This window comes from Mesorhizobium sp. M0243, assembly GCF_040321775.1.
In the GTDB taxonomy this organism is placed as follows: domain Bacteria; phylum Pseudomonadota; class Alphaproteobacteria; order Rhizobiales; family Rhizobiaceae; genus Mesorhizobium.
This window is the reverse complement of sequence record NZ_JAMYSF010000008.1, coordinates 206131-230655: the sequence shown is the minus strand read 5'-3', so window position 1 is coordinate 230655 and position 24525 is coordinate 206131. Positions and strand designations below refer to the sequence as shown.

At 63.5% G+C, this 24525-nt stretch carries 25 protein-coding genes and 1 pseudogene; 8 read left to right on the top strand and 18 right to left on the bottom strand.

Going from position 1 to position 24525, the window contains the following annotated elements; all coding sequences use genetic code 11:
* Window positions 1–54: 54 nt before the first annotated feature.
* Window positions 55–303 carry a DUF680 domain-containing protein gene (locus NKJ11_RS13790; RefSeq protein ID WP_128303161.1) on the top strand — a complete coding sequence of 83 codons (249 nt, stop codon included), beginning with the start codon at window positions 55–57 and terminating at the stop codon, window positions 301–303.
* A gap of 42 nt (window positions 304–345) precedes the next feature.
* On the opposite strand, the gene NKJ11_RS13785 is transcribed toward NKJ11_RS13790, so the two are convergent.
* From NKJ11_RS13785 to NKJ11_RS13750, 8 genes are all read right to left on the bottom strand, one after another.
* The gene (locus NKJ11_RS13785; RefSeq protein ID WP_352793525.1) at window positions 346–1395 is read right to left on the bottom strand and encodes a Gfo/Idh/MocA family protein; all 1050 of its coding nucleotides are present in this window, start codon (window positions 1393–1395) and stop codon (window positions 346–348) included.
* 64 nt (window positions 1396–1459) lie between these two features.
* A complete protein-coding gene (locus NKJ11_RS13780) occupies window positions 1460–2245 on the bottom strand; it encodes a ThuA domain-containing protein (RefSeq protein WP_023810120.1) in 786 nt (261 codons plus the stop codon).
* 76 nt (window positions 2246–2321) lie between these two features.
* Window positions 2322–2552, bottom strand: coding sequence for a hypothetical protein (locus NKJ11_RS13775; protein WP_023810121.1), 231 nt, complete (start codon window positions 2550–2552; stop codon window positions 2322–2324).
* Between the two features lie 59 nt (window positions 2553–2611).
* A complete protein-coding gene (locus tag NKJ11_RS13770) occupies window positions 2612–3196 on the bottom strand; it encodes a sarcosine oxidase subunit gamma (RefSeq protein ID WP_023810122.1) in 585 nt (194 codons plus the stop codon).
* Window positions 3189–6182, bottom strand: coding sequence for a sarcosine oxidase subunit alpha (locus NKJ11_RS13765; RefSeq protein WP_352793523.1), 2994 nt, complete (start codon window positions 6180–6182; stop codon window positions 3189–3191). The genes NKJ11_RS13770 and NKJ11_RS13765 overlap by 8 nt, the downstream gene beginning before the upstream one ends.
* A complete protein-coding gene (locus tag NKJ11_RS13760) occupies window positions 6179–6490 on the bottom strand; it encodes a sarcosine oxidase subunit delta (RefSeq protein WP_023810124.1) in 312 nt (103 codons plus the stop codon). The genes NKJ11_RS13765 and NKJ11_RS13760 overlap by 4 nt, the downstream gene beginning before the upstream one ends.
* Before the next feature lie 11 nt (window positions 6491–6501).
* A complete protein-coding gene (locus NKJ11_RS13755) occupies window positions 6502–6942 on the bottom strand; it encodes a hypothetical protein (RefSeq protein ID WP_023810125.1) in 441 nt (146 codons plus the stop codon).
* Window positions 6942–8195 (bottom strand): sarcosine oxidase subunit beta, encoded by a 1254-nt coding sequence (locus tag NKJ11_RS13750; RefSeq protein WP_352793521.1) that lies wholly within the window; start codon window positions 8193–8195, stop codon window positions 6942–6944. The genes NKJ11_RS13755 and NKJ11_RS13750 overlap by 1 nt, the downstream gene beginning before the upstream one ends.
* 269 nt (window positions 8196–8464) lie before the next feature.
* Here NKJ11_RS13750 and NKJ11_RS13745 point away from each other — a divergent pair.
* The 7 genes and pseudogenes from NKJ11_RS13745 to NKJ11_RS13715 all read left to right on the top strand — a co-directional run bounded on the left by NKJ11_RS13745 (window position 8465) and on the right by NKJ11_RS13715 (window position 14053).
* Window positions 8465–9222, top strand: a pseudogene (locus NKJ11_RS13745) (SDR family oxidoreductase).
* 109 nt (window positions 9223–9331) lie between these two features.
* On the top strand, window positions 9332–9718 hold the full coding sequence (locus tag NKJ11_RS13740; protein WP_023810128.1) for an SET domain-containing protein: 387 nt from the start codon (window positions 9332–9334) through the stop codon (window positions 9716–9718).
* A gap of 177 nt (window positions 9719–9895) precedes the next feature.
* Window positions 9896–10174, top strand: a complete 279-nt coding sequence (gene rpsU / locus NKJ11_RS13735) for a 30S ribosomal protein S21 (RefSeq protein WP_023810129.1) — start codon at window positions 9896–9898, stop codon at window positions 10172–10174.
* A gap of 138 nt (window positions 10175–10312) precedes the next feature.
* Complete coding sequence (locus tag NKJ11_RS13730; protein WP_023810130.1) at window positions 10313–11155, top strand: tetratricopeptide repeat protein; 843 nt, start codon at window positions 10313–10315, stop codon at window positions 11153–11155.
* Between the two features lie 202 nt (window positions 11156–11357).
* Window positions 11358–11834, top strand: a complete 477-nt coding sequence (locus tag NKJ11_RS13725; RefSeq protein WP_027037654.1) for a DUF992 domain-containing protein — start codon at window positions 11358–11360, stop codon at window positions 11832–11834.
* Window positions 11835–11926: 92 nt separating this feature from the next.
* A complete protein-coding gene (locus tag NKJ11_RS13720; RefSeq protein ID WP_023810132.1) occupies window positions 11927–12406 on the top strand; it encodes a DUF992 domain-containing protein in 480 nt (159 codons plus the stop codon).
* Between the two features lie 210 nt (window positions 12407–12616).
* A complete protein-coding gene (locus NKJ11_RS13715; protein ID WP_023810133.1) occupies window positions 12617–14053 on the top strand; it encodes an MFS transporter in 1437 nt (478 codons plus the stop codon).
* Between the two features lie 12 nt (window positions 14054–14065).
* Here the strand turns inward: NKJ11_RS13715 and NKJ11_RS13710 are convergent, their stop codons facing one another.
* The 10 genes from NKJ11_RS13710 to NKJ11_RS13665 all read right to left on the bottom strand — a co-directional run bounded on the left by NKJ11_RS13710 (window position 14066) and on the right by NKJ11_RS13665 (window position 24525).
* A complete protein-coding gene (locus NKJ11_RS13710; RefSeq protein ID WP_023810134.1) occupies window positions 14066–14758 on the bottom strand; it encodes a response regulator transcription factor in 693 nt (230 codons plus the stop codon).
* The gene (locus tag NKJ11_RS13705; RefSeq protein WP_352554215.1) at window positions 14755–17490 is read right to left on the bottom strand and encodes a DUF4118 domain-containing protein; all 2736 of its coding nucleotides are present in this window, start codon (window positions 17488–17490) and stop codon (window positions 14755–14757) included. The genes NKJ11_RS13710 and NKJ11_RS13705 overlap by 4 nt, the downstream gene beginning before the upstream one ends.
* Window positions 17491–17544: 54 nt before the next feature.
* Window positions 17545–18111, bottom strand: coding sequence for a potassium-transporting ATPase subunit KdpC (gene kdpC, locus NKJ11_RS13700; RefSeq protein WP_352793518.1), 567 nt, complete (start codon window positions 18109–18111; stop codon window positions 17545–17547).
* Window positions 18112–18185: 74 nt separating this feature from the next.
* Window positions 18186–20279 carry a potassium-transporting ATPase subunit KdpB gene (gene kdpB, locus NKJ11_RS13695; RefSeq protein ID WP_352793516.1) on the bottom strand — a complete coding sequence of 698 codons (2094 nt, stop codon included), beginning with the start codon at window positions 20277–20279 and terminating at the stop codon, window positions 18186–18188.
* The gene (locus NKJ11_RS13690) at window positions 20276–20473 is read right to left on the bottom strand and encodes a hypothetical protein (RefSeq protein ID WP_352793514.1); all 198 of its coding nucleotides are present in this window, start codon (window positions 20471–20473) and stop codon (window positions 20276–20278) included. The genes kdpB and NKJ11_RS13690 overlap by 4 nt, the downstream gene beginning before the upstream one ends.
* Window positions 20474–20498: 25 nt before the next feature.
* The gene (gene kdpA, locus NKJ11_RS13685) at window positions 20499–22202 is read right to left on the bottom strand and encodes a potassium-transporting ATPase subunit KdpA (protein ID WP_352629535.1); all 1704 of its coding nucleotides are present in this window, start codon (window positions 22200–22202) and stop codon (window positions 20499–20501) included.
* 21 nt (window positions 22203–22223) lie between these two features.
* Window positions 22224–22313 (bottom strand): K(+)-transporting ATPase subunit F, encoded by a 90-nt coding sequence (locus NKJ11_RS13680; protein WP_023810140.1) that lies wholly within the window; start codon window positions 22311–22313, stop codon window positions 22224–22226.
* 451 nt (window positions 22314–22764) lie between these two features.
* Complete coding sequence (locus NKJ11_RS13675) at window positions 22765–23067, bottom strand: DUF982 domain-containing protein (protein WP_023810142.1); 303 nt, start codon at window positions 23065–23067, stop codon at window positions 22765–22767.
* Window positions 23068–23324: 257 nt separating this feature from the next.
* Entirely contained in the window at window positions 23325–23549 is a 225-nt protein-coding gene (locus NKJ11_RS13670; protein ID WP_013529641.1) for an alkylphosphonate utilization protein, read from the bottom strand.
* 163 nt (window positions 23550–23712) lie between these two features.
* The gene (locus NKJ11_RS13665; protein ID WP_352793513.1) at window positions 23713–24525 is read right to left on the bottom strand and encodes an NAD-dependent epimerase/dehydratase family protein; all 813 of its coding nucleotides are present in this window, start codon (window positions 24523–24525) and stop codon (window positions 23713–23715) included.

Sequence of the window (24525 nt, the reverse complement as noted above, 5' to 3'; positions counted from 1 at the left end):
CAGTGTATCGTACATGTACGAGAGAAATTTACCCGTCGAAAACGGAGACTGACAATGAAAAAGACACTCCTCACCCTCGCCGCCGTGCTGGCACTTTCGGGCTCGGCCTTCGCCGCCAACACCACCCACCCCGTCAAGCATGCGCCGGTGGCGGCCTGCGTTGACACCAAGACCAACGTGAAGCTCGATTGCGCTTCGACCGGTTCGGTCGAGAAGAAGGGTGCCACGCAAAACACCGCTGAAGGCAAGGGCCCGCGCCTCGGCATCAGCATCAATCCGTGGATTGTGCCGAGCGCATTCTGATATCTGCGGAAATCACGTCTGGCCGGCACAAGCCGGCCAGTTTCAGCCGACCGAAATCGGCAGCTTCGCCGCTGAACTCTCAAAGGCTGCGTCGATCAGCTTCTGCATGTCGGCGGCACGCCGGAACGACGGATCGCCATTCCGGCCTGTATCCAGCGCATCGGCAAAGCGTCGCGCATTGCGCTTGACACTGGGCAGCGCCAGCGTTCGCCATTGCTGAAGATCGACATCGCCGCCGAGACAGGCCGACAGGTTAGATGCCTTGCCGTCGGTCTCGACCCTGATGGCGCCCTTGGTGCCGTGCAGGGCCAGCGACAAATCGTTGGCGTGGCCGGTCATGTAGCGGCTCGCCGCGATCGTGGCGAGCGCGCCGGAACTGAGCCGGGCCGTCATCGCCACGCTGTCATTGGCATCCAGCAGATAGTCGCCGATGCGCTCGCCCTCGGCCTTCGGAAACGTCACCAGATCGGCGTGGAGGCTGACGATGTCCTGATCGGCGCCATAGGTGGCGAAGTCCAGGATGTGGATGCCGACGTCGCCCAGCACGCCGGTTGAACCGTGCCGGCTGGACAAGCGCCACAGCCATTTGTCCTCGACCCGCCAGTCGCCCCATGACTGGCTGACCAGCCAGCTTTGCCGGTAGCTCGCCTCGACATGGCGCAGCTCGCCGATCTCGCCGGCCAGCACCATGCGCCGCGCTTCATGAATCGCCGGTGAGTTGCGATAGGTCAGGTTGACCATGTTGACCACCCCTGCAGCCTCGGCCGCTTCGGTCATATCAAGCGCGTCGGCGTGGTTCGGCGCCAGCGGCTTTTCGCAAAACACATGCTTTCCCTGGGCAAGCAGCGCCAGCGTCGTCGCCATATGCGCACCATCCGGCGTCGCGTTGATGGCGGCATCGAACTGACCCCAGGCGATCGCCGCCTCCAGGCTCTCGAAAGATTCGCCGATCTTGCTGACGGCGGCAAACGCTGCGGCGCGGCCGGGCACCTGGTCGACACAGGCGACGATGCTGCAGCCCGGGATCTCGGCAAACTCCTCGACATGATGCCCGGCGATACCGCCGGTGCCGAGCAGAAGAATTCGGTGCATTAGCCCCAAGCCCCAATCAACTCACGCCTTAAGCAATTCAGGCCCCGATCAGCTCAGGCCCGAATCAACTCAGGCCCTTGTCGCCGTCGGCATGCAGGCGCAGCCCCTTCTGCACGATCTTCTCCTTGGCCGCATCCGTCGGCACGTTCGGCGCGTTGGTGATGCCGGACCAGGCCGGCGCCGGGTTGTGCGCCCAATGGACGGCGTTGCGCAGCACCTGCTGCACGCCCTCATTGTGATAGATCGGATAGGTCTCGTGGCCGGGCGAGAAGTAGAAGATCCGTCCTGCACCGCGCTGGTAGGTCAGCCCGGATCGGAACACCTCACCACCCTCGTACCAGGAGACGAACACCGTCTCGAGCGGCTCCGGCACGGCGAACGGCTCGCCATACATTTCCGTCTCGCCGATCTCCAGGCACTCGCCGATGCCTTGCGCGATCGGGTGGCCGCGGTTGATCGCCCAGACGCGCTCGCGCTCGCCCGCCTCGCGCCATTTCAGCGAACAGGGCGTGCCCATCAGCCGCTTGAATATCTTCGAGTAGTGGCCGGAATGGAGCACGATCAGGCCCATCCCTTCCCAGACCCGCTTCTGCACCCGCTCGACGATATCGTCCTTGACCTCGCCATGCGCCGCGTGGCCCCACCACAAAAGCACGTCGGTGGCCGCCAGGCGCTTCTCGCTCAGGCCATGTTCGGGTTCCTGCAAGGTGGCGGTGGTCGCCTCGATGCCCTTGTCCTGGTTGAGGGCGGCGGCAATGGTGCCGTGCATCCCCAAGGGATAGAGGTCGCGCACGGCTTCATTGGTCTGCTCGTGGACGTTCTCGCCCCATACGATCGCTTTTGTCGGCATTTTCATCTCCCAAAGCGCTTTAAATAGCATGTCCAAGGGGATTGAGAAGGCCCGATGAGATCTTGCCCGATGGAAACTACGGCTTGCGCCTCTTGCGCCCGGGCACGGTCTTGGCCTTGCCTGGTTTTGCCGGAGCTCCAGGAATGGCCGTTCCAGTGATGGATATCGGATCGCTGGCCGGGAACGTGTCTTCGAGGCCTTCCTCGAGTTCGTCTTCGGCGCTCGGCGCTTCGTGCCGCTCGTGTTCGAGCGAGCGGACAGCCGATGTCTTTATGACCGGCGACTTCGGCGCGGAATTCGACGGCATCGGCATTCTCCCTCGGCGTGCGGATGCAGAACGAGCGTGCCCTGCAAAACGTTCCGAGTTCAGACCGCCGCGTCGCGCGATCCCTCGGACAGCAAAGTAAAGACATAGTCCGAGAAGGAACGCCAGCATTCGACCCGGAAGGCGTCGTTACCCGTGCGCAGCAGCACGATCTCGGTCTTGCCCAGGATGGTGCGCGACGCTGCTCCCACCGGGAAGGCGTCGAGCGACAGGTCCTGCGGGCAGCCCGCATTGATCGCCGCCGCCGCTCCGGCACCCGTCACTGATATCGCGATGTTGCGATGCGAGACGCCGACCGCCGAATGCAGCGCGGATACTTTGGCGCAATCGGCGAGCGGATCGTTGTCGGCCTCATCGATGACCAGCCATTCGTCGGGGCCGAGCCACAGAGCGGTGCGCCCGCCGTTCGCGGCAGCGGTTTTCGGCTTGTTCGGCAAGGTCACGCCGAGCGCCTTTGAAAGCGCTGCGACCGAAGCCTCCGGCGCCCGTAATGAAACGCGCTCGGCCGGCGGCAGCACCTCGACCTTGACGCTGGCGGCAGTGGTGCTGCGCCCAGCCAGCGCCGGACGGCGTTCGACCGAAGGCGATGCAGCCGGAGCCGTCTTTCTTGCAGCGGCCTTAGCCATTGAGGCGCCCTCCCGTCTCGTCGAAGAACACCATGCCGGTAACCTCCACTTCGATCACCCCGTTCGGCATCGGCACATAGAGGGTCTCGCCCATCCGGTCGCGGCCGCCGGCGACCAGCGCCAGAGCGATCGAGCGGCCGCAATTTTCCGACCAGTAGCTCGAGGTGACGTGGCCGATCATCTTCATCGGGATCGCCTGTTTCGGATCCTCGACGATCTGCGCGCCTTCTTCCAGCACCACCTTGGAATCTCTGGTCTTGAGGCCGACCAGCTGCTTGCGGCCCTTGGCAACGAGATCCGGCCGCGTCAAACCCCTGATACCGACGAAATCGGTTTTCTTCTTGCCGACCGCCCAATCGAGGCCGGCGTCGTTCGGCGTTACCGTGCCGTCGGTGTCCTGGCCGACGATGATGTAGCCCTTTTCGGCGCGCAGCACGTGCATCGCCTCGGTGCCATAAGCAGCCGCACCATGCTTCTGGCCTTCGGCCCACAGCGCTTCCCAGACCGCCTGGCCATAGTCGGCCGGCACGTTCACCTCGAAGCCGCGCTCGCCGGTGAACGACATGCGGAACAGCCGCGTCGGCACGCCGCAGATCTTGCCTTCGCGCACCGACATGTGCGGCAGCGCCTCGTCCGACATGTCGATGCCTTCGAGCAGCGGCGCGATGATGTCGCGCGACTTGGGTCCCTGCACCGCGATAACAGCCCATTGCTCGGTGATCGAGGTCAGCCAGACATTGAGATGCGGGAACTCGGTCTGGAGATAGTCCTCCATATGGTTCATGACGCGCGGCGCGCCGCCGGTCGTCGTCGTCACGTGGAAACGGTCGGGGGCCAGCCTGCCGACGACGCCGTCATCATAGATGAACCCGTCCTCGCGCAGCATGATGCCGTAGCGGCAGCGGCCGGGCTCCAGCTTCTCCCATGGGTTGGTGTAGAGCAGCTCCATGAATTTGGCCGCGTCCGGCCCGACCACTTCGATCTTGCCCAGCGTCGAGGCATCGAACAGGCCAGCCGTCTTGCGCACGGCGACGCATTCGCGGTCGACCGCCGCGTGCATGTCCTCGCCCGCCTTGGGGAAATACCAGGCGCGCTTCCACTGGCCGACATCCTCGAACACGGCACCTTGCGCCTCGGCCCAGGGATGGATCGCGGTTCTGCGTGTCGGGTCGAACAGCGGACCTCGCGCATGGCTGACGATCGCGCCGAAGGTGACCGGCGTATAGGGCGCCCGGAACGTGGTCAGGCCGACTTCCGGGATCGGCTTGCCCAGCGTCTCGGCGGCAATCGCCAAGCCGTGCATGTTGGAGGTTTTGCCCTGGTCGGTCGCCATGCCGTTGGTGGTGAAGCGCTTGACGTGCTCGATCGAGCGCATGCCTTCGTGCACCGCCTGGCGGATGTCCTTGGCGGTGACGTCGTTCTGGAAATCGACGAAGGCCTTCACCGTCGTATCCGACCCGGCGCCGGGCGCTGCACCCAGCATGCCGCGCGACCAGCTCTCCGAGGCGTCTACCTTCGGCTTGCTGCCCTTGGCGGTTTTGGCACCCGCATCCCTGGCCGCCTTGGCGCCTGCCGCATAGGCCTCATCGACCGTCGCAGACAGCCCGTCGGTGCCGTTGCAGGCGCCGACCGAGACGCAGTCCTGCGCATAGATGCCCGGCACGAAGCGCTTGGTCTCGTCGTTGAAGGCGACCTTTCCACGCGACTGCGAGAACAGATGCACCGACGGCGTCCAGCCGGCCGACATCAGTATCGCATCGACCGCGATGGTGCGTTCGCCGCCGCCATTCTTCGGCTGCACGGTCATCGACGAGACCCTGAGCTTGCCGCCGGCGCGGATCACCGCGCGGCCGAAATTGACCTCGATGCCGAGCGCCCTCGCCTCGTCGATCACCGGTCCGGTCGGATTGTCGCGCAGATCGACGATCGCCGCCACGTTGACGCCGGCTTTCTTCAGGTCGATCGCCGCTGCATAGGCGGAATCATTGGCGGTGTAGACGCCGACATTCCTGCCGACGGCGACGCCATAGTGGTTGAGATAGGTGCGCGCGGCACCCGCCAGCATGATGCCGGGCCGGTCATTGTCGGCAAACACCATGTGGCGCTCGATCGCACCGGAGGCCAGCACCACGCGCTTGGCCCGGACCTGCCAAAGCCGCTCGCGCGCCAGATCGTGGCCGGGGGTCCTCAGATGTTCGCTGACACGCTCGACCAGCCCGATAAAATTCTGCGCATAGTAGCCGAACGCCGTCGTGCGCGACAGCACGCGGACATTGTCCATCGCGGCGAGCTTCGCCACGGCAGCTTGCGCCCAGGCAAAACCGTCCTGGCCGTCGATCTTCGCGCCGCTCTCGAAACGCAGGCTGCCGCCGAACTCGGCCTGCTCGTCGGCGAGGATGACGCGCACGCCGGTCTCGGCCGCCGCAAGCGCTGCCGCGATGCCTGCCGCACCGCCGCCCAGCACCAGCACGTCGCAATGCGCATAGCGCGATGAATAATGGTCGGGATCCGGCTGGTCCGGGGAAACGCCAAGACCGGCCGCGGCGCGGATCTTTGGCTCATAGAGCGTCTTCCACGCCGCTTTCGGCCACATGAAGGTCTTGTAGTAGAAGCCGGCCGAAAGCAGCGGCGAGGCGATATCGCTGACCGCACCGAGGTCGAAGGACAGTGACGGCCAGCGGTTCTGCGACTGCGCATCAAGCCCATCATAGAGCTCCTGCACGGTCGCCCGCACGTTCGGCGTCTTGCGTGCCGCGTCGCGCCTGATTTCGACCAGGGCGTTCGGCTCCTCGGCGCCCGCCGACAGGATGCCGCGCGGACGGTGGTACTTGAACGAACGGCCGACGAGATGGACGCCATTGGCGAGCAGCGCCGAGGCCAGCGTGTCGCCCTCGATGCCGGCATAGGACTGGCCATCGAAGCTGAACCGCGCGGTCTTGGCTTGGCTGAAGCGGCCAGCGCCGGGAATGCGGAACGCGCCGCTCATTTGGCAACCACTTCGTTGGAGTTTTTCGGCAGCTTGGTGGGTTTGGGCTCGCCGGCCTTGTAGGTCATGACGAATTTGTCGGTGACGGTGTCGCGTACGGCATTGAAGAAGCGCGCACAGCCATGCATGTGCCGCCAGCGCTCATAAATGATGCCCTTGGGGTTGGAGCGGATGAAGAAGAACTTTTCAAAATCGTCGTCGCTCTCGCCGGCCATATTGGCCGAGCGCGCGATGTGCGCCTCGCCAGCGTTGCGGAACTCGAGTTCCGGACGCTCTTCCTCGCAATAGGGGCAGCGGATGAGAAGCATTGTCCTGGTTCCTACAATTCGCCGTGGCCGACGTGGGCGCCCGCCGGTTGATCGCAAAGCTTCTGTCCCAAGGTCGCGAACGGTGCGACGAGCCGGATGCGCTCTTCCACGCTTGCAGCGGGACGAAACAGATCGCGGGACGCCATGTTGCCGAGGGTGAGCTGCATCGGATCGGTGGTGACGATGACTTGACGCGGCTGGAATGTCTCGGCCTCGTCGAGTCCTTCGGGTCGTCCCTCGAAGAACATCACCACTCTCTGGCCGCCACTCCAGACGCAGGCCAGCGTGCCGTCATCGACCGAAAACGGCCAGACGGTTTCGTTGCCGGTGCGGCTGATCGGCTGCGTGCGCACTTCGTCCGGCGAGGGAAAATGGAACATGCCCCGTTCCCCCGCAAGCACTTGTTCCCCCGCCAGCATCAGCGGCATCGCGACAGCCATCTGCGCCATCATCAGTGCGCCACCGCCGCCGCCGCCGCCTCGTCGATGAGCCGTCCGGTGCGGAAGCGCTCGATGGTGAAAGGCGCGTTGATCGGGTGCGGATCGTCTTTGGCGATGGTGTGGGCGAAGACATGGCCCGAGCCCGGCGTCGCCTTGAAGCCGCCCGTGCCCCAGCCGCAATTGACATAGAGGCCGGGCACCGGCGTCTTGGCCAGGATCGGCGAGCGGTCGGGCGTGACGTCGACGATGCCGCCCCACGAGCGCAGCATCTTCATGCGCGTGAAGATCGGGAACATCTCGCAGATGGCGTCCAGCGTATGCTGCAATATGTGCAGGCCGCCGGTCTGCGAATAGGAGACATACTGGTCGGTGCCGGCGCCGATCACCAGCTCGCCCTTGTCGGACTGCGAGATATAGGCGTGCACGGTGTTCGACATCACCACGCAGGGCACCACCGGCTTGACCGGCTCCGACACCAGCGCCTGCAGCGGATAGCTCTCCAGCGGCATGCGCACGCCGGCCATGTTCATGATCACCGAGGAATGGCCGGCGGCGACGACGCCGACCTTCTTGGCGCCGATGAAGCCGCGCGTCGTGTCGACGCCCATGACCGCGCCGTTCGCGGCCCGCTTGACGCCGCTGACCTCGCAATTCTGGATGATGTGGACGCCGCGCGCCGAGGCGCCGCGCGCATAGCCCCAGGCAACGGCGTCATGACGGGCCGTCCCGCCGCGCCGCTGCAGCGACGCACCGACCACCGGATAGCGCGCCTCCTTGGAGGTGTTGAGCGGTGGGCAGAATTCCTTCGCCTGCTCCGGCGTCAGCCACTCATTGTCGATGCCGTTCAGCCGGTTGGCGTGAACGTGACGCTTCAGCACCTGCACGTCGTGCACATTGTGCGCGAGCATCATGACGCCCCGCGCCGAATACATGACGTTGTAATTGAGCTCCTGGCTGAGCCCGTCCCACAGCTTCAGCGCGTGGTCGTAGATGCCGGCGCTCTCGTCATAGAGATAGTTGGAGCGGATGATGGTGGTGTTGCGGCCGGTGTTGCCGCCGCCGAGCCAGCCCTTTTCCAGCACCGCGACATTGGTGATGCCGTGCACCGTGGCGAGGTAATAGGCGGTGGCCAGGCCATGGCCGCCGGCGCCGACGATGATGACGTCGTATTCTTTCCTGGGCTCAGGCGAGGACCACTGTTCCTCCCAGCCCTTGTGGCCGCGCATGGCTTCCCGGGCGATGGCGAATACCGAATATTTCTTCAACGTCCCAACCTCGCCCCAAAAAGGCTTCGCGAATGGCGGCCGGCGTTCGTTCGGTCCCGGCGCGCGAGGTGTATCACTAGCGAAACAGCGCTTCCACCCTTGCGCTGTTTGCGACGGCGCTTGCCGTTTTGCGCCGTGGTGAAAAAGACGCATCTGGTGCGTCGGCGCTTTCCAGCATCTTGGCACGTATCGGGTGGCTCGCCTTGCCTCGATCTGCGACCAAGCACCCCAACTGCCGGTCAGGCCGGCGCGAAGAAAAGGATGCAAAAATGTTCGCACTCGCAAACAAGATCGCCATCGTCACCGGCGCCAGTTCCGGCATCGGCCGGGCCTCGGCAAAACTCTTTGCCGAGGAAGGCGCCAAGGTCATCGTCGCCGCCCGCCGTCAGGCCGAGCTCGATACGCTCGTCGCCGAGATAGAAGACAATGATGGCGCGGCCATCGCGCTTGCCGGCGATGTCAGGGACGAAGCCTATGCAAAGGCCCTTGTCGATCTGGCGGTCGAAAAGTTCGGCGGGCTCGACATCGCCTTCAACAATGCCGGCGCCGTTGGCCGGATGGGGCCGATTTCGGACCTGCCGCTGGAGGATGGCGCGAGACGCTCGACACCAACCTCACCAGCGCGTTTCTCGGCGCCAAATACCAGGTGCCGGCAATGATCGAGCGCGGCGGCGGTTCGCTGATCTTCACCTCCACCTTCGTTGGTCACACAGTCGGCATGCCCGGCATGACTAGTTATGCCGCGAGCAAGGCCGGCCTGATCGGACTGACACAGGTGCTGGCCGCCGAATACGGCCCGAAAGGCGTGCGGGTCAACGCGCTGCTGCCCGGCGGCACCGACACACCGGCGGCAACCTTCAAGACCCCGGAATCACGGGTTTTCGTCGAAGGCCTGCATGCTTTGAAGCGTATCGCGATGCCGGAGGAGATCGCCCGCTCGGCACTCTATCTCGCCTCCGACGCCTCGAGCTTCACCACCGGAGCGGCTCTGTTTGCCGATGGCGGCGTGTCGATCAACCGGACGTGAAGATTCCAGCGGCGGGACGCATGTTCATAGCCGCCAGGCAAACGGCCGCTCTTGATTTTTCGCCGCGATTTGGCGATTCCGTTTATGTCCAAAAGCGGGGTCTGGAACCATGATGCTGATCAGAACCTATGTGACTGCGAGTGCGATCGAAGGTGTCGGCGTGTTCGCCGCGGAGCCGATCAGGAAAGGCGCTTCGATCTGGCGGCTCGATCCGGATTTCGACCGGCTGATCCCCATGGACAAATACGAGACGGCACCCCCGCATCTCAGGGAGCTGCTCGACCGCTATGCCTATCCGAGCCCGGACCGGCCAGGTTTCCTGGTCTATGAAGTCGACAATGGCCGCTTCATGAACCATTCCAGCAATCCGAATACGGATTTTTCGCAATATGGCGGGGCCACCGCGACCCGCGACATCGGCGTCGGCGAGGAGATCACCTGCGACTACGGCGAGTTCTTCGAAAATTTCGAGTTGCTGCACCTCGCGACGGCCTAGTCGGCTCCTTATATCAAGGCAAACAGACGGCGGCTGGCCCCGCAAATTCATTTCCGCTGTGGACAGCGCGGCATGATTCTGCTATCAGCCGCCACAATTCGTGGTGTAAACCGCCGCGGAGGCTAGTGGCTATGGCCGCTTGCCTGTTGATATCAAACCCGAAAGACAGGATTGCCCGTGCAGGTACTCGTCCGCGACAATAACGTTGATCAGGCGCTTCGCGCTCTCAAGAAGAAGATGCAGCGCGAAGGCATTTTCCGTGAAATGAAGATGCGCGGTCACTACGAGAAGCCGTCCGAGAAGCGCGCCCGCGAAAAGGCTGAAGCCGTTCGCCGCGCCCGCAAGCTGGCCCGCAAGCGCGCCCAGCGCGAAGGCCTGCTGCCGATGACGCCGCGCCCGGTCGCTGCTGGCGCCGCCGGCGGTGCAGGTGGCGCTCCGCGTCCGCCGCGGTTCTAACGCCAATTTTTCGTCCTTTTCGAAGGATATCAGAGGTGGCGCGATGTGGAATCGCCGCCACCTTTTTGTTTTGATGTGACCGGTCCGGAGGGGGAGCCGGACCTGAACGACGCGGCTTGAAGTGAGGACAGGGCAGACATGAACGCAACGAGCGTGGAGCGCGGGACCGCATTGCGTGGTTTCGCCCTGACAGCAGCCCTGCTCTCCGGACTGGCGCTTGCCGGCTGCCAAACGGCGGGCCCGACCGGTGAATTCAACAACATCGACAAGGCGCAAGGGTCGAGCGAGAACATTTCCTCGCTGTCGGCGGTCATCCAGCGCAATCCCCAGGATCCCGAAGGCTACAATGTGCGCGGCTCGGCCTATGGCCGTGGCGGTCAGTACCAGGCGGCGCTCAAGGATTTCAATCAAGCCATCCAGCTCAATCCGAATTTCTTCCAGGCCTATTCGAATCGCGCGCTCATCCAGCGTTTCCTCGGCAACCAGGAAGCCGCGCTGGCGGACTACAACCGTTCGATCCAGATCAACTCGAACTATGACGCCGCCTATATCGGCCGCGGCAATCTCTACCGCAAGGCGGGTCGCACCCAGGACGCCTTCAACGACTTTCAGAAGGCGATCCAGCTCGATACGACCGACGCGCGCGCCTACCACAATCGAGGCCTGATCTATCAGAGCCAGGGCCAGCACAAATTCGCCATCGAGGACTTCTCGACCGCCATCTCGCTGGCGCCGGACGCCGCCGAACCCTACAATGGCCGCGGCCTCTCCTATCTGGCGACCAACGACGAAGACAATGCCTTCTCCGATTTCAACATGGCGATCAAGCTCGACGGCAGGAATGCCGAGGCCTGGTCCAACCAGGCGCTGATCTATGAGCGGCGCGGCGACAAGGCGAAGGCCGCGAAATCCTATAAGGAAGCCGTTCGCCTCGACCCTACCTACCAGCCGGCCAAGGATGGCCTCGCCCGCGTCAGCTGATCTCGGTTTCGGCTTCCCATACAAATCCGCATGACATCCAAGTGCCGCGGGATTCTTTGCGTGTCCGAAAGGACGCACTTCGCAACCGCGCATTAACCCCGGCAGGAGGCTTTCGGCCCCTGCCTTGATCGCGCCAAGTTTTCGGCGGAACGGTCTACCCACCCAAGCCGTTGTTGAAAGTATTTTGCGAAAGGACCCTCCCATGATCAAGAAACTCGCCTGCGCCGCTGCCCTCGCCACGACGATGTTCGCGGTGGCTCCGGCCAGCGCCGGCAAGCTGCAACTCGGCACGCTCGATTGCACCATCGACGGCGGCACCGCTTATATCGTCGCTTCCAACAAGGGCGTATCCTGTGTCTTCCGGCCTCATCATCACGGGCCGTCCGAGGTTTACACAGGCGTCATTTCCAAGATCGGCCTCGATGTCGGCCAGACGCATCAGGGCCAGCTCGTCTGGGCCGTGCTGGCTGCGACCCGGGACAGTGACGGAGGCGATCTCGCCGGCAGCTACTACGGTGTCAACGCCGAAGCGAGCGTGGTGACCGGCGGCGGCGCCAATCTGCTGGTTGGCGGCCTGGACAGCGCCTTCATGCTGGAGCCGCTCAGCGTCCAGGCGCAGACCGGCGTCAACCTTGCCGTGGCCGTGACCTCGCTCCAGTTGATCCATTCATTCAAGTGATTGCATGGAGCCGTGCGCTCCATGCCCCTCACTCCGCGGCGCGGAACCAGATAGGATGGTTCCGCGCCGTTTGATTTTGGAGGGGAACCATCATGCTGAAGACAGCCATAGCTGCCGCCATGTTCACCACGCTATCCGGAGCGGTGCAGGCGCAGGACCGAGGCATGGAAGTCGGTACGCTTGACTGCGCCATAGGCGGCGGCACCGGCTTCATCTTCGGCTCGAGCAAGGATCTGAGCTGCACCTTTAACCCCGCCGACAAAAGCTTCGCGCCGGAAGCCTATTTCGGCGCTGTCAACAAATACGGCCTCGACATCGGCACGACGAAGCAGACGGTCATGCAGTGGATCGTGCTGACGCCGCTGAAGAACATCTATGCGCCGGGTGCGCTGGCCGGCGACTACATCGGCGCCAGCGCGGAGGTGACGGCCGCCGTCGGCGCCGGCGCCAATCTGCTGGTCGGCGGCTCCTCTCAGGCCTTCACCTTGCAGCCGCTCAGCTTGCAGACGCAGACCGGCATGAACCTCGCGATCGGCGTCAGCCAATTCCAGCTGCGCAGCACCGAGAACTGATCGCGCAACGAACCCGCAACCGGAAAGGCTGCCGCGCGAACGATCTTCAAAAAAACCGCTTGAGCTCAACCCCGGTTGAGGTTTTACAAGCCTGCCCCGAACGCCACAACGCCTCGATCCGGCGCTGTCGATTCGCATGGTCCTGCCGGAAACCCGTACTGGCTTCTGGCGTGCTGCGCTGGCGTCGAGATATGCAAGACAGGGGTGGAAATGACCGAGATCAGCACGAACAGGGTCGACTGGCGCTTATTGTGGGCAAGCGGCGACCTGGCGCGCTTCTGCTTCATCAGCCTCGGCATCCTGCTGCACGCCACCAACGAGACGATGGTGGCAACGGTGATGCCGGCCATGGTCGGCGAACTGGCGGGCGTACAGCTCGTCGGCTGGTCGCTGGCGATCTACGAACTCGGCGCCATCGTTGCCGGCGCAGCCGCCGGACGACTGGTGAGTTATGTCCCCTTGCGCACCAACATGGTGGTCGCCGCGCTGCTCTACGCAGCAGGCGCGCTGATATGCGCCACCTCGCCTTCCATGCCACTGTTCCTCGCCGGCCGCCTGATCGAAGGACTTGGCGGCGGTGCGCTGGTGTCGCTGGCCTTCGTCTCGGTCGAACGACTGTTCTCGCGCGCCATCTGGCCGCAGCTTTTCGGCATCATGTCGGCGATCTGGGGCGTCGCCGCCTTCAGCGGACCATTGCTCGGCGCGATCATGACCGAGCTGTTGTCATGGCGCTGGGCCTTCGGCATCTTTACTCTCGGCGGCACTGCCATGGCGCTGGCAAGCTTCATCGTGCTCGACACGCCGCAGGCGACGAAACCCAAGACGAGCACGGGCAAGGCGCCGCCCTTCCCGTTCGCGGCCCTTGGCTGCCTTGCCGTCGCCGTGGTGTTGATTGCCTCGGCCGGCGTCGACATCGCCTTGCTGCGCTCTTCGCTGCTGATGGCCTTCGGCCTGATAGGCCTGGTGCTGTTCTTCACCATCGACGCGCTGAAGCCGCGTTCGCGGCTGTTTCCGGCGCGGCTGTTCTCGTGGCGCACGCCGGTCGGCGCCGGCATGACCATGGTTGCCGCCTTTTCGGTGGCGACCTGTTCCTTCGGCGTCTACGGGCCGCTGTTGCTGACCAGTCTTCACGACATTCCGCTGCTGACCACCGGCTACATCATCGCCGCCGAATCGATCGCCTGGTCGATCCTGTCGATCCTGGTCGCCAACGCGCCGCCGCAGCGCGAGCGGCTGATCATCGTCGGCGGCGCGGTGATGATCGCGGCCGGCATCGCAGGCTTTGCGTATGCGATACCGCTGGGCTCCATTCCGCTGATCCTGATCTGCGCCCTGCTGCAAGGCGGCGGCTTCGGCGTGGCCTGGCCCTTCCTCACGCGCGTCATCGTGGCCTCCGCGCCGGAGGGCGAGCAGACCATCGCCTCGGCGGCGGTGCCGACCATGCAGCGCATCGGCTATGCCGTGGGCGCCGCACTCGCCGGCATCGTCGCCAACGCCAGCGGCTTTTCGCAAGGTCTGAACCACGACGCGGCGGCGAATGTCGCGTCGTGGTTGTTTCTTGCCTTCGTGCCGCTCGGCATTGTCGGCTGCCTCGCGGCCTTGCGAGTTTCCAGACCGCTTGGCCAGCCACGGGAAGCTATCGGCTAAAACCTGGCCTGCTCACTCGACCTCGCGCAGGCGGTAGCCAACGCCGGTCTCGGTGGTGATGTAGCGCGGCTGGTCGGGGCTCTTCTCGATCTTCTGCCTGAGCTGCCGCACATAGACCCTGAGATACTGCACGTCGGTCGAGTCGCCCCAGACCTGCTTCAACAGGAAATGATGGGTCAGCACCTTGCCGGCGTGCTGCACCAGCATGCGCAGGATGTCGTATTCCTTCGGCGAGAGCTTTACCTCCTTGCCCTCGACCTTGACGATGCGCTTGACCAGATCGACGCTGAGATCGCCGGTCTGGAAAATCGGCTTCTCGCCCTGCTGCTGGAACTTGTGGCGGAGCGCCACGCGAATGCGCGCCACCAGCTCATTCATGCCGAAAGGCTTGGTGACATAGTCGTCGGCGCCGAGTTCCAGGGCCTGGACGATGCCGGCCTCGTCGGTCCGGCTGGACAGGATGACCACTGGAATGTCGAGACCATCGTCGCGCCATTTGCGCAGCAGTTCATGGCCGCTCATGCCGGGCAGCCCAAGGTCGAGCAGGACGAGGTCCGGCTTCTCCGCCTCCATCAGCTCGATCGCCACCTTCGCGTTCGGCGCCTCGCTGACCGCATAACCTTGGCTGCCGAGCCCGACGCGCAGCAGCTTGCGGATCGGCGGCTCGTCATCGACGACCAATATTCTGACGTTCGAGTTTGTCATGCCAGGTCACCCACATCGTGGTCGTCGGTATTCGAAGCGTCGAAATTGGGCGGATTTGCCGGCCTGGGCATTTTGATGGTGAACACCGCGCCCGAACCGTCGGTCCGGTTTGCCGCCATGATCGTGCCACCCATCGCTTCGACGAAGCCGCGGCAGATCGACAGGCCGAGCCCCGTACCGGCGCGGATCTGGTCGCCCTTGCGCACTCGATAGAACGTGTCGAAAATCCGTTCCAGATCGCCGGGAGGAATGCCTGGCCCTTCATCCATGATTTGCAGCAGGACGGAGCCATTGTCGGTCCAACCCTGCATGCGAATCGTCGAGCCTGCCGGGGCATATTTCGCCGCATTGTCGAGAAGATTGAACAACGCTTGCTCGAACAGCACCGGGTCGACCTTCAACATCGGCAAATCCTTGGGGATGTCGGTCTCGATCTTGTGCTCGCCAATGATTTTCCTGGCCCTTTGCAAGGCGGAGCCGACGATGTCGCCGACATAGTGAAAGGCGTAGTTCGGCTCCATCGCGCCGGACTCGATCTTGGTCATGTCGAGCAGATTGGCGATGAAGCGGTTCAACCGCTCGGATTCGTCCAGCACCGTCGACAGCAGTTCGGCCCGGTCCGGTTCGGGAAGCGCGCCTGAAAAATCCCGCAGCGTGCCAGCCGCGCCCATGATGGCAGCGAGCGGCGTTTTCAGATCATGGGAAATGGAGGTGAGCAGCGCCGAGCGCAGCCTGTCCGCCTCGGCCGCGAGCTTGGCACGGTCGACGTCGGCAACCAATTGAATACGCTCGATGGCGACCGCCGCCTGGTCGGCCAGTGCGTCAAGCAGCCGCTGCTGCTCGGGCGTCAGCAGCGGACCCTGCTTGTCGTTGTCGAGGCCGACGACCCCGATGGCCGTGCGCCCCGTCCGCAAGGGCAAATAGAGGCGCTTGGCGCCCGGAAGCGTGTCGGCGCCGCGACCCGCGGCACGATTGTGCTCCCAGGCCCAGCGGGCGGCGGCGATGTCGGCTTCGGCCAGCGTGTCGTCGGGCGGATAGCCGGCCTTGACGGTGATGGTCCCGTCTTCCGGCAAAAGCAGCACCACCCGCAGCTTCAGCATCGAGGCGATCTGGAAGGCCGTGGCCCAAAGGACGTCGTCGAGCGTGCCGGCGCCGGCGAGCTTCTTTGAAAAGAGGTAGATGTCTTCCGTGGCCCGCGCCCGCGAGCGGGCGGCGACCGCCTGGCGCTGCACGCGCGCCGTCAGATTGCTGGCGATGACCGCAACGACGAGAAAGACGCCAAGCGCGACGATGCTCTCCGGATCCCGGATCGTCAGCGTATAACGAGGCTCCAGGAAGAAATAATTGAAAGCAAGGGCGCTGGCGAAACAAGCGTACAGAGCCGGCCACAGACCGCCGGTTACCGCCGATGCCAGTACGCCGATGAGAAGAATGATCGCCAGGTTGCGAACGTCGAGAAACTGGTCGAGAACGACGGCGAAGGCGAGCGAACCGATGACAAAGGCCGTGGCCTTGAGATAGGGCCAGATCTCGAACTGCCACTGCTCGTCCGCCGCCTTGACACTCCTCGACGTCACCTCGGCGTTGCGTTCGGTTCCTGAAATGACATGGACGCTGATGTCACCGGCGTTGCGGATGAGATCGTAGGTGAGCGAGCCTTCGATCAATTCCCGCCAGCGCGACCGGGTCGGCCTGCCGACCACGATATGGGTGAAATTGTTCGCCGTCGCATGGCGAACAATGTCCTGCGCGATGTTCTGACCGGGAATGGTGGTCACCTCGGCGCCGAGCTGTTCGGCAAGCCGCAGGTTCGTAGCGAGCCGATCCTTGTCCGCTTCGGGCATGCTGGCCGAGCGAGGGCTGTCGACATGCAGCGCCGTCCACGGGGCACGGAGCCGGTCGGCCAACCTGCGCGCGTAGCGAATACGCGCCGCCCCGCCCGGACGCGCGTCGACGCAGACGAGTACCCTTTCCCCCGCAGCCCACGGTCCAGGAATGGCGTGGGCCTGCATATGGATCAGCAACTGGTCGTCGACGCGCTGCGCGGTGCGGCGCAGCGCCAGCTCCCTGAGCGCCGTCAGATTGCCCGGCGAGAAATAGTTCTCGATCGCGCGCTGCGCGGTGTTGGGGAAATAGACCTTGCCTTCCTCGAGCCGCTTGATCAGGTCGTCGGGAGTGAGATCGATGATCTCGACATCGTCGGCCTGGTCGATGATGGAATCGGGAACCGTCTCGCGAACCCTGACCTTGGTGATCTGGGCGACAACGTCGTTCAGGCTTTCGACATGCTGGATGTTGAGCGTCGTGTAGACGTCGATGCCGTGCGTCAGGATTTCCTGGACGTCGAGATAGCGCTTGGGATGGCGGCTGCCGGGCGCATTGGTGTGGGCGAGTTCGTCGACAAGAACCAGCGCCGGGCGCCGGGCGAGGATGGCGTCGATGTCCATCTCGTCGAGGATGCGCCCCTTGTAGTCGACCTTGCGGCGGGCAATGACCTCATAACCCTCGACCAGGGCCAGTGTCTCCTTGCGCCCATGCGTCTCGACGACACCGATCACCACATCCACGCCGTCGGTCAGCCTGGCGCGGCCCGACATCAGCATCTCATAGGTCTTGCCTACGCCGGGAGCGGCACCCAGGAATATCCGCAGCCGGCCGCGACCTTCCCGCTCGGCATGGTCAAGCAGTGCGTCGGGAGAAGGTCTGGCGTCGTTGTTTCTGTCGTCCGGCATCGGGACCGATCATGGATGGCGCCGGAGATACTGTCGATCCCCAGCCCGCACCATTCACTGTTTCGCGGCGTCCAGCGCAAGGTTGAGACCGAGCACATTGACCACCGGTTCGCCCATGAAGCCGAGTTCCCTGCCCTCGACCTGACTGTCGACAAGCGCCTTGACCTTGGCTTCATCGATCCCCCTGGCCTTGGCCACCCTGGCGACCTGGAAGTAGGCTGCTTTGGGACTGATATCGGGATCGAGGCCACTGCCGGACGTCGTCACCAGGTCCATCGGGACGGGCTGGTTCGGATTCTCCGCCTTCAGTCTTTCCGCATCGCCCTTGATGCGGTCGATCAGCTTGGGATTGGTCGGGCCGAGATTGCTGCCGCTCGAGGCGGCGGCGTTGTAGCCGTCGCCGGCGGCCGAGGGGCGGCCATGGAAATACTTGTCGCTGGCAAAGCCCTGGCCGATCAGTTCGGAGCCGATAGCCTTGCCATCCTTCTCGATCAGGCTGCCATTGGCCTGGCGCGGGAAGATCGCCTGGGCGATGCCGGTCATGCCGATCGGATAGATCAGGCCGGTCAGGACCGTGAAGAAGACGATCATGATGATCGCGGGTCTTAGCTGGGTGAGCATGGAGATGTTCCTCAAAGCAATTCCAGGAAAAGTGTGAAGCGGTTTTCCGTCCGGAATTGCGTTAAAACAAAGAGTTAAGCGAGGCCAAGCGCGGTGACGATCATGTCGATCGCCTTGATGCCGACGAACGGCACGATGAGGCCGCCGAGGCCGTAGACGAGAAGATTGCGGCTGAGCAGCGCGCCGGCGCCAATGGCGCGGTATTTGACGCCCTTCAGCGACAGCGGGATCAGCGCGATGATGATCAGTGCGTTGAAGATGATGGCCGACAGGATGGCGCTTTGCGGCGTCGCCAGATGCATGACGTTGAGTGCCTGCAGCGGGCCGGTCGTCTGTCCCGGTGCGACGTAGAAGACGGCGAACATCGCCGGAATGATGGCGAAATACTTGGCCACGTCGTTGGCGATCGAGAAGGTCGTCAGCGAACCTCGCGTCATCAAGAGCGCCTTGCCGATCTCGACGATCTCGATGAGCTTGGTCGGATCGCTGTCGAGATCGATCATGTTGCCGGCCTCGCGGGCGGCAACCGTGCCGGTGTTCATGGCGACGCCGACATCGGCTTGTGCAAGGGCGGGTGCATCGTTGGTGCCGTCGCCGCACATGGCCACCAGCTTGCCCTTGGCCTGTTCGTCGCGGATCAGCTTCAGCTTGTCCTCCGGTGTGGCCTGCGCGAGGAAGTCGTCGACGCCGGCTTCCGCGGCGATCGCCGCCGCCGTCATCGGATTGTCGCCGGTGATCATCACCGTGCGGATGCCCATGCGGCGCAGTTCGGTGAAACGCTCGCTGATGCCGCCCTTGACGATGTCCTTGAGGTGGACGACGCCGAGCAGGCGCCCGTCGCGTTCGACCGCCAGCGGCGTGCCGCCGGACTTGGCGATCTCGTCGGCGATGGACTGGAGATCGCGGATGGATTCGCTGCTTGGGCGCGTGCCATGGGCGGCGGCTGCCGACTGGTTGACATGGGCAAGCACGGAATCGACGGCGCCCTTGCGCACCGATGAACCATCGATGTCGACGCCGCTCATACGGGTCTGCGCTGTGAAGGGCACGAAAGTGGCGTGCAGCGTTGCCATGTCGCGGGCGCGGATGGCGTATTTCTCCTTGGCCAGCACGACGATGGAGCGGCCTTCCGGCGTCTCGTCAGCGAGCGAGGCAAGCTGGGCCGCGTCGGCCAGTTCCTGTTCGGTGACGCCCTTGACCGGGCGAAACTGCGTCGCCTGGCGGTTGCCTAGTGTGATCGTGCCGGTCTTGTCGAGCAGCAGCGTGTCGACGTCGCCTGCGGCTTCCACGGCGCGGCCCGACATGGCCAGCACGTTGAATCGCACCAGACGGTCCATACCGGCGATGCCGATGGCCGAAAGCAGCGCGCCGATCGTGGTCGGGATCAAGGTGACGAACAGCGCCACCAGAACGGTCACCGAGATATAGCCGCCCGAGTAGGAGGCAAAACTCGGGATCGTCGCGGTGGCCAGCACGAAGATCAGCGTCATGCCGACGAGCAGGATGTTGAGCGCGATCTCGTTCGGCGTCTTCTGGCGCTCGGCACCTTCGACCAGTGAGATCATGCGGTCGAGAAAGGTATGGCCGGAGGCGGCGGTGATGCGGACGCGGACCCAGTCGGACAGCACCTGGGTGCCACCGGTGACCGCCGAACGGTCGCCACCGGATTCGCGAATGACCGGCGCGGATTCGCCCGTGATCGCAGCCTCGTTGACCGAAGCAACGCCTTCGATCACTTCGCCGTCGGACGGGATGATGTCGCCGGCCTCGACCAGCACGGCATCGCCGACCTTGAGGCTGGTGCCGGGCACGAGTTTGTATTTGGTGCGGTCTTCACCGGTCAAAAGCTTGGCCTGGGTCTCTGTGCGTGCCTTGCGCAGCGAATCCGCCTGCGCTTTGCCGCGGCCTTCTGCGACCGCTTCGGCGAAGTTGGCGAACAGCACGGTAAACCAAAGCCAGATGATGATCTGCAGCGTGAAGCCGAGATTGCCGCCTCCGGTGACCAGGTCCTTGACGAACAGCACCGTGGTGAGCGCCGAGACGACGGCAACGACGAACATCACCGGGTTCCTGGCCAGCGTGCGCGGGTCGAGCTTGCGGAAGGCGCCGCCAATGGCGGGAAGCAGGATGCTGGCATCCATGATGCTGGCTGATTTCGAGTTGCTCATTTTGGAGCTCCGGCTTCGGTGTTGTTGGACGGCACCGGATGATCGGATGCCGAAAGGAAATGCGGCGGCCCGTAGGCCAGCAGCCAGAGGACGAGCATGACTGCCGCAAGGCCGAGAAACGTCGACAGGGTCGGGAAAGGAGGAGGTCTCTCCTCCTTTCCGGGATCGTCCCTGTGGCCGACCTTGCGGCGCATGGCATTGAACCAGGACATGACGGTCTCAGAAGGTCTGCCCGTGAGCCATCGCCAGGTGCTCGATGATCGGCCCGACGGCGAGCGCCGGGAAGAAGGTGAGGCCACCGACGATCAGGATGACGCCGACCAGCAGCCCGACGAACAGCGGGCCATCGGTCGGGAAGGTGCCGGCGGAAGCCGGAACCGTTTTCTTCGCCACCAGCGAGCCGGCAATGGCCAGCGCCGGGATGATGACCAGGAAGCGGCCCATCAGCATGCCGATGCCGATCGTGATGTTGTACCAGGGCGTGTTGCCGCTGAGGCCGCCAAAGGCCGAACCGTTGTTGGCCGCCGCCGAAGTGTAGGCATACAGAACCTCGGAGAAGCCGTGCGGGCCGGCATTGCCCATCGACGCCACGCCGGTCGGCAGCACGACGGCGATGGCCGTGAAGATCAGCATCGCCAGCGGCAGGCATAGTATGGCCAGCATAGCCATCTTGACCTCCTTGGCCTCGATCTTCTTGCCGAGATATTCGGGCGTGCGGCCGACCATCAGGCCGGCAACGAAGACGGCAACGACGATGTACATCAGGATGCCGTAGAGACCCGCGCCGACACCGCCGACGATAACTTCGCCAAGCTGCATGTTGATGATCGGGATCATGCCGCCGAGCGCGGTGAACGAGCCGTGCATGGCGTTCACCGCGCCGCAGGAAGCGGCCGTGGTGATGACGGCAAACAGCGCCGACAGGGCGGTGCCGAAACGCGTCTCCTTGCCCTCCATGTTGCCGCCGTCGATGCCCAGCGCATGCACCAGCGGATTGCCGGCGGCTTCCGCCCAATAGCAGATGGCGACACCGGCGATGAACATGACGCCCATGGCCGAGAGGATCGCCCAGCCCTGACGCTGGTTGCCGATCATGCGGCCGAAGACGTTGGTCAAGGCGGCGCCGATGGCGAAGATCGACACCATCTGGATCAGGTTGGAGATCGCGTCGGGGTTCTCGAACGGGTGCGCGGCATTGGCGTTGAAGAAACCGCCGCCATTAGTGCCGAGCATCTTGATGGCCACCTGCGAAGCGACCGGGCCGACGGCGATGGTCTGCTGCGCGCCTTCCAGCGTCGTGGCGTTGACGTAGGCGCCGAGCGTCTGCGGCATGCCGAGCCAGACATAGACCAGCGTCAGCACGATGCAGAACGGCAGAAGCAGATAGAGTGTGGAGCGGGTCATATCGACCCAGAAATTGCCGATCGACTTGCCGGAGGCCCGCGCAAAGCCGCGGATCAGCGCGATGGCGATGGCAATGCCGGTGGCCGCCGAAACGAAGTTCTGCACCGTCAGCCCGGCCATCTGCACGAGATAGGACATCGTGCTCTCGCCACCATAGTTCTGCCAGTTGGTGTTGGTCATGAAGCTGGCGGCGGTGTTGAAGGCCAGCCCTGGTTCAACCGCTGTCATGCCGGCAGGATTGTAAGGCAGGCTGCCCTGCAGACGCTGCAGGGCATAAAGCACCAGGAAGCCGGCGAGGTTGAAGAGCAGCAGGGCGACCGCGTAGGTGGTCCAGTGCTGTTCCTCGCGTTCGCTGGTTCCGCAGATACGATAAAGCCCGCGCTCAAGCGGGCGAAGGACCGGCGAAAGCAGCGTGCGGTCGCCGTTGAAGACGCGGTACATGTAGCCGCCGAGCGGCTTCACCAGCAATATGACGATCCCGCAATAGACCAGGATCTGTATCCAACCGTTCAGTGTCATGGCTGTGGGCTTTCCGTGCCTTCAGAAGCGTTCTGGACGAACGAGGGCGTATGTCAGATAGGCGAGCAGGAACAGCGTAACGCCGCCACCGAGAATATAGTCGATGATCATTTTTTCAGCCTCGCTCTAGAGCGCGTCACAAGCTTTGATGTAGGCGAAACAAAAGGCGAAGAACAAAATTCCGATCCCGATAACAGCTATATCCATTGTGTTTATTCCTTTTGTTCTTTTGCACTTTGCGAATTTGACAGGAGAGTTCGCAATATATCGGAAGTGGCCCGTCGCATCTTTGGCGACGGAACCGGTTGTGTTTCTGAAAGGAATATGGACCCGATCGCCATAAAGGTTCGAGACAGGGCGCAGTGGAAAGAAATAGGAATGTCATAAAGATTTTTGCGCGGGCTCTTCCCAACACTCCACCCAGGGATTTTCGCCCAAGGCACACGGCCAACCACAGGATTGCGATTTCCTTGCGAGCTGCCGGAAACGGGAAAGCCCGGCTGGGGGCCAGCCGGGCTTTCTATGGTGGTGTGGCTTCAGCCGCCACGGGGAACATCAATCTTCAGGCGGCGTAGCCGCCATAACCACGCGCAACGGCGTGCACGCCCGCCACCGGCTCGAGGTCCGGCCACAGGATGCCCGCGGCTTGCGCGAATTCGAGCAACGCCCGGCGCGCCTGCTCGACGCTCACATAACCTGGAACGGCCAGATCACATGCCTTCACCGCATTTCGGTAGAGCGGGCCGCGGCGGGAGGTGGTCCAATTGGTGAGGAAATCGTGCATTTCGGCCAGCGAGGCAATCTCGCGCTTGAAGCCGAGGCCGACCGACAGTGCGACCGGTGAATGAAACAGCTTGTCGTGCATGAAGCGGGCTCCTGGTTTTTTCGCGCGCTTGGAGAGATATCCGGGCGGGTCCGCGAACGGGACGCCGTGAAACGCGCGGAGCGGCAGGAGGTTCCAGACTTAGGTCTTGGCGGTTTTTTGTGCCTGGTCGGCGAAATCATCAATTTTACAGCGCAACTGTCGGGTGCCGGACGCTCAACGGCTCCGCAGCCCGCTTGGCGACGGCAGGCTTTCCAAAATCCCGAAGGAACCATCGAGATCGCTTGCCGCCTTGAGGCTTACGCCTTCTTCACGAACTCGGTCTTGAGCACCAGGCCTTTCACTTGCTTGGTGTTGCATTCGATCTCGCCGGGATTGCCGTTCAGCCGGATGGCCTTCACCAACGTGCCGCGCTTGATCGTCTCCGAAGTGCCTTTGACTTTGAGGTCTTTGATCAGCGTGACGGAATCGCCGTCATTCAATTGAGCGCCATTGCTGTCGCGCACGATTACATCGTTCGGCATGCCATCTCCTGTGATTTGGATCCCACTACCAGATCAGGTGAGAATCCCAAAACCGATGACGACCGCCGACAACCTGCTCGATCTCCGCCACCATGCGTGAATCCATCGCCTGCCGCATCTCGGCTTCCGGTCTGCGCCATCTAGCGGATGGGTATTTCGATAGCTACGCCCGCTTGTCGTCCGGATGGCCAAGCTCGCAGAACCACCCGCCCAGATACTTCACCGATGGCGCCTTGGGATCCGGAATCTGCGTCTTCGCCTCGACCGCTGCGCGGAACGGCTCGGCACTATCCTGCGGAGAAAACCCCAGATGGTTGGCGCCGCTGTTGTCGACCGTTTTCACCTTGTTGTCGGAAAGGCCGAAGGAGATCGTATGGCCGACGCGCGGCGCGGTGAGAGCTGCCTCGACCAGACGCACACAGTCGGTGAAGGAGAGGTATGACCACAGCATGCGACGGTCCGCCGGTTCGGGGAAGGATGAAAAGATGCGCAGGCACGCCGTCTCAATGCCGAACTTGTCCCAGTAAAGCCGGCTCAGGCTCTCGACGAAGTTCTTCGACACGCCATAGAGGCTGTCGGGACGGACCGGCGCGTCGACGCCGATATGCGCCTCGACCTCGTGATAGCCGACGGCATGTACGGAGGAGGCATAGATGACTCGTTTCACGCCATGTTTCCGGGCGCCCTCGTAGATGTGATAGGAGCCGCGGATGCTGGAATCCAGGATGGTTTGCCATTCGCATTCGAGCGGTGCGCCGCCGAAATGCACGATCGCGTCGCAATCCTTGGTGGCGGCAATCGTCGCCTCCATATCGGCGAGGTCGAAGACCGCTTCTTCCTCGTGTGGAGCAAGATCGCCGAACGGTTCGCGGCCTGCCAGGCGGATCGTTTTTGCCAGCGGCACCAGCCCCTTTCGCAGTTCCGAACCGAGGCGGCCGGCCGCGCCGGTGATCAGGATGCGTTCGTAATGCGGCAT

Coding starts and splice junctions, on each gene's coding strand:
- NKJ11_RS13720 (WP_023810132.1), top strand. CDS start 11,927: ATGCTGAAGACAGCCATAGCTGCCGCCATGTTCACCACGCTATCCGGA.
- NKJ11_RS13690 (WP_352793514.1), bottom strand. CDS start 20,473: ATGCGCCGCAAGGTCGGCCACAGGGACGATCCCGGAAAGGAGGAGAGA.
- NKJ11_RS13715 (WP_023810133.1), top strand. CDS start 12,617: ATGACCGAGATCAGCACGAACAGGGTCGACTGGCGCTTATTGTGGGCA.
- NKJ11_RS13710 (WP_023810134.1), bottom strand. CDS start 14,758: ATGACAAACTCGAACGTCAGAATATTGGTCGTCGATGACGAGCCGCCG.
- NKJ11_RS13775 (WP_023810121.1), bottom strand. CDS start 2,552: ATGCCGTCGAATTCCGCGCCGAAGTCGCCGGTCATAAAGACATCGGCT.
- NKJ11_RS13755 (WP_023810125.1), bottom strand. CDS start 6,942: ATGATGGCGCAGATGGCTGTCGCGATGCCGCTGATGCTGGCGGGGGAA.
- NKJ11_RS13705 (WP_352554215.1), bottom strand. CDS start 17,490: ATGCCGGACGACAGAAACAACGACGCCAGACCTTCTCCCGACGCACTG.
- NKJ11_RS13665 (WP_352793513.1), bottom strand. CDS start 24,525: ATGCCGCATTACGAACGCATCCTGATCACCGGCGCGGCCGGCCGCCTC.
- NKJ11_RS13780 (WP_023810120.1), bottom strand. CDS start 2,245: ATGCCGACAAAAGCGATCGTATGGGGCGAGAACGTCCACGAGCAGACC.
- kdpC (WP_352793518.1), bottom strand. CDS start 18,111: ATGCTCACCCAGCTAAGACCCGCGATCATCATGATCGTCTTCTTCACG.
- NKJ11_RS13770 (WP_023810122.1), bottom strand. CDS start 3,196: ATGGCTAAGGCCGCTGCAAGAAAGACGGCTCCGGCTGCATCGCCTTCG.
- NKJ11_RS13675 (WP_023810142.1), bottom strand. CDS start 23,067: ATGCACGACAAGCTGTTTCATTCACCGGTCGCACTGTCGGTCGGCCTC.
- NKJ11_RS13790 (WP_128303161.1), top strand. CDS start 55: ATGAAAAAGACACTCCTCACCCTCGCCGCCGTGCTGGCACTTTCGGGC.
- NKJ11_RS13725 (WP_027037654.1), top strand. CDS start 11,358: ATGATCAAGAAACTCGCCTGCGCCGCTGCCCTCGCCACGACGATGTTC.
- NKJ11_RS13760 (WP_023810124.1), bottom strand. CDS start 6,490: ATGCTTCTCATCCGCTGCCCCTATTGCGAGGAAGAGCGTCCGGAACTC.
- NKJ11_RS13670 (WP_013529641.1), bottom strand. CDS start 23,549: ATGCCGAACGATGTAATCGTGCGCGACAGCAATGGCGCTCAATTGAAT.
- kdpA (WP_352629535.1), bottom strand. CDS start 22,202: ATGACACTGAACGGTTGGATACAGATCCTGGTCTATTGCGGGATCGTC.
- NKJ11_RS13785 (WP_352793525.1), bottom strand. CDS start 1,395: ATGCACCGAATTCTTCTGCTCGGCACCGGCGGTATCGCCGGGCATCAT.
- NKJ11_RS13765 (WP_352793523.1), bottom strand. CDS start 6,182: ATGAGCGGCGCGTTCCGCATTCCCGGCGCTGGCCGCTTCAGCCAAGCC.
- NKJ11_RS13680 (WP_023810140.1), bottom strand. CDS start 22,313: ATGATCATCGACTATATTCTCGGTGGCGGCGTTACGCTGTTCCTGCTC.
- NKJ11_RS13740 (WP_023810128.1), top strand. CDS start 9,332: ATGATGCTGATCAGAACCTATGTGACTGCGAGTGCGATCGAAGGTGTC.
- NKJ11_RS13730 (WP_023810130.1), top strand. CDS start 10,313: ATGAACGCAACGAGCGTGGAGCGCGGGACCGCATTGCGTGGTTTCGCC.
- kdpB (WP_352793516.1), bottom strand. CDS start 20,279: ATGAGCAACTCGAAATCAGCCAGCATCATGGATGCCAGCATCCTGCTT.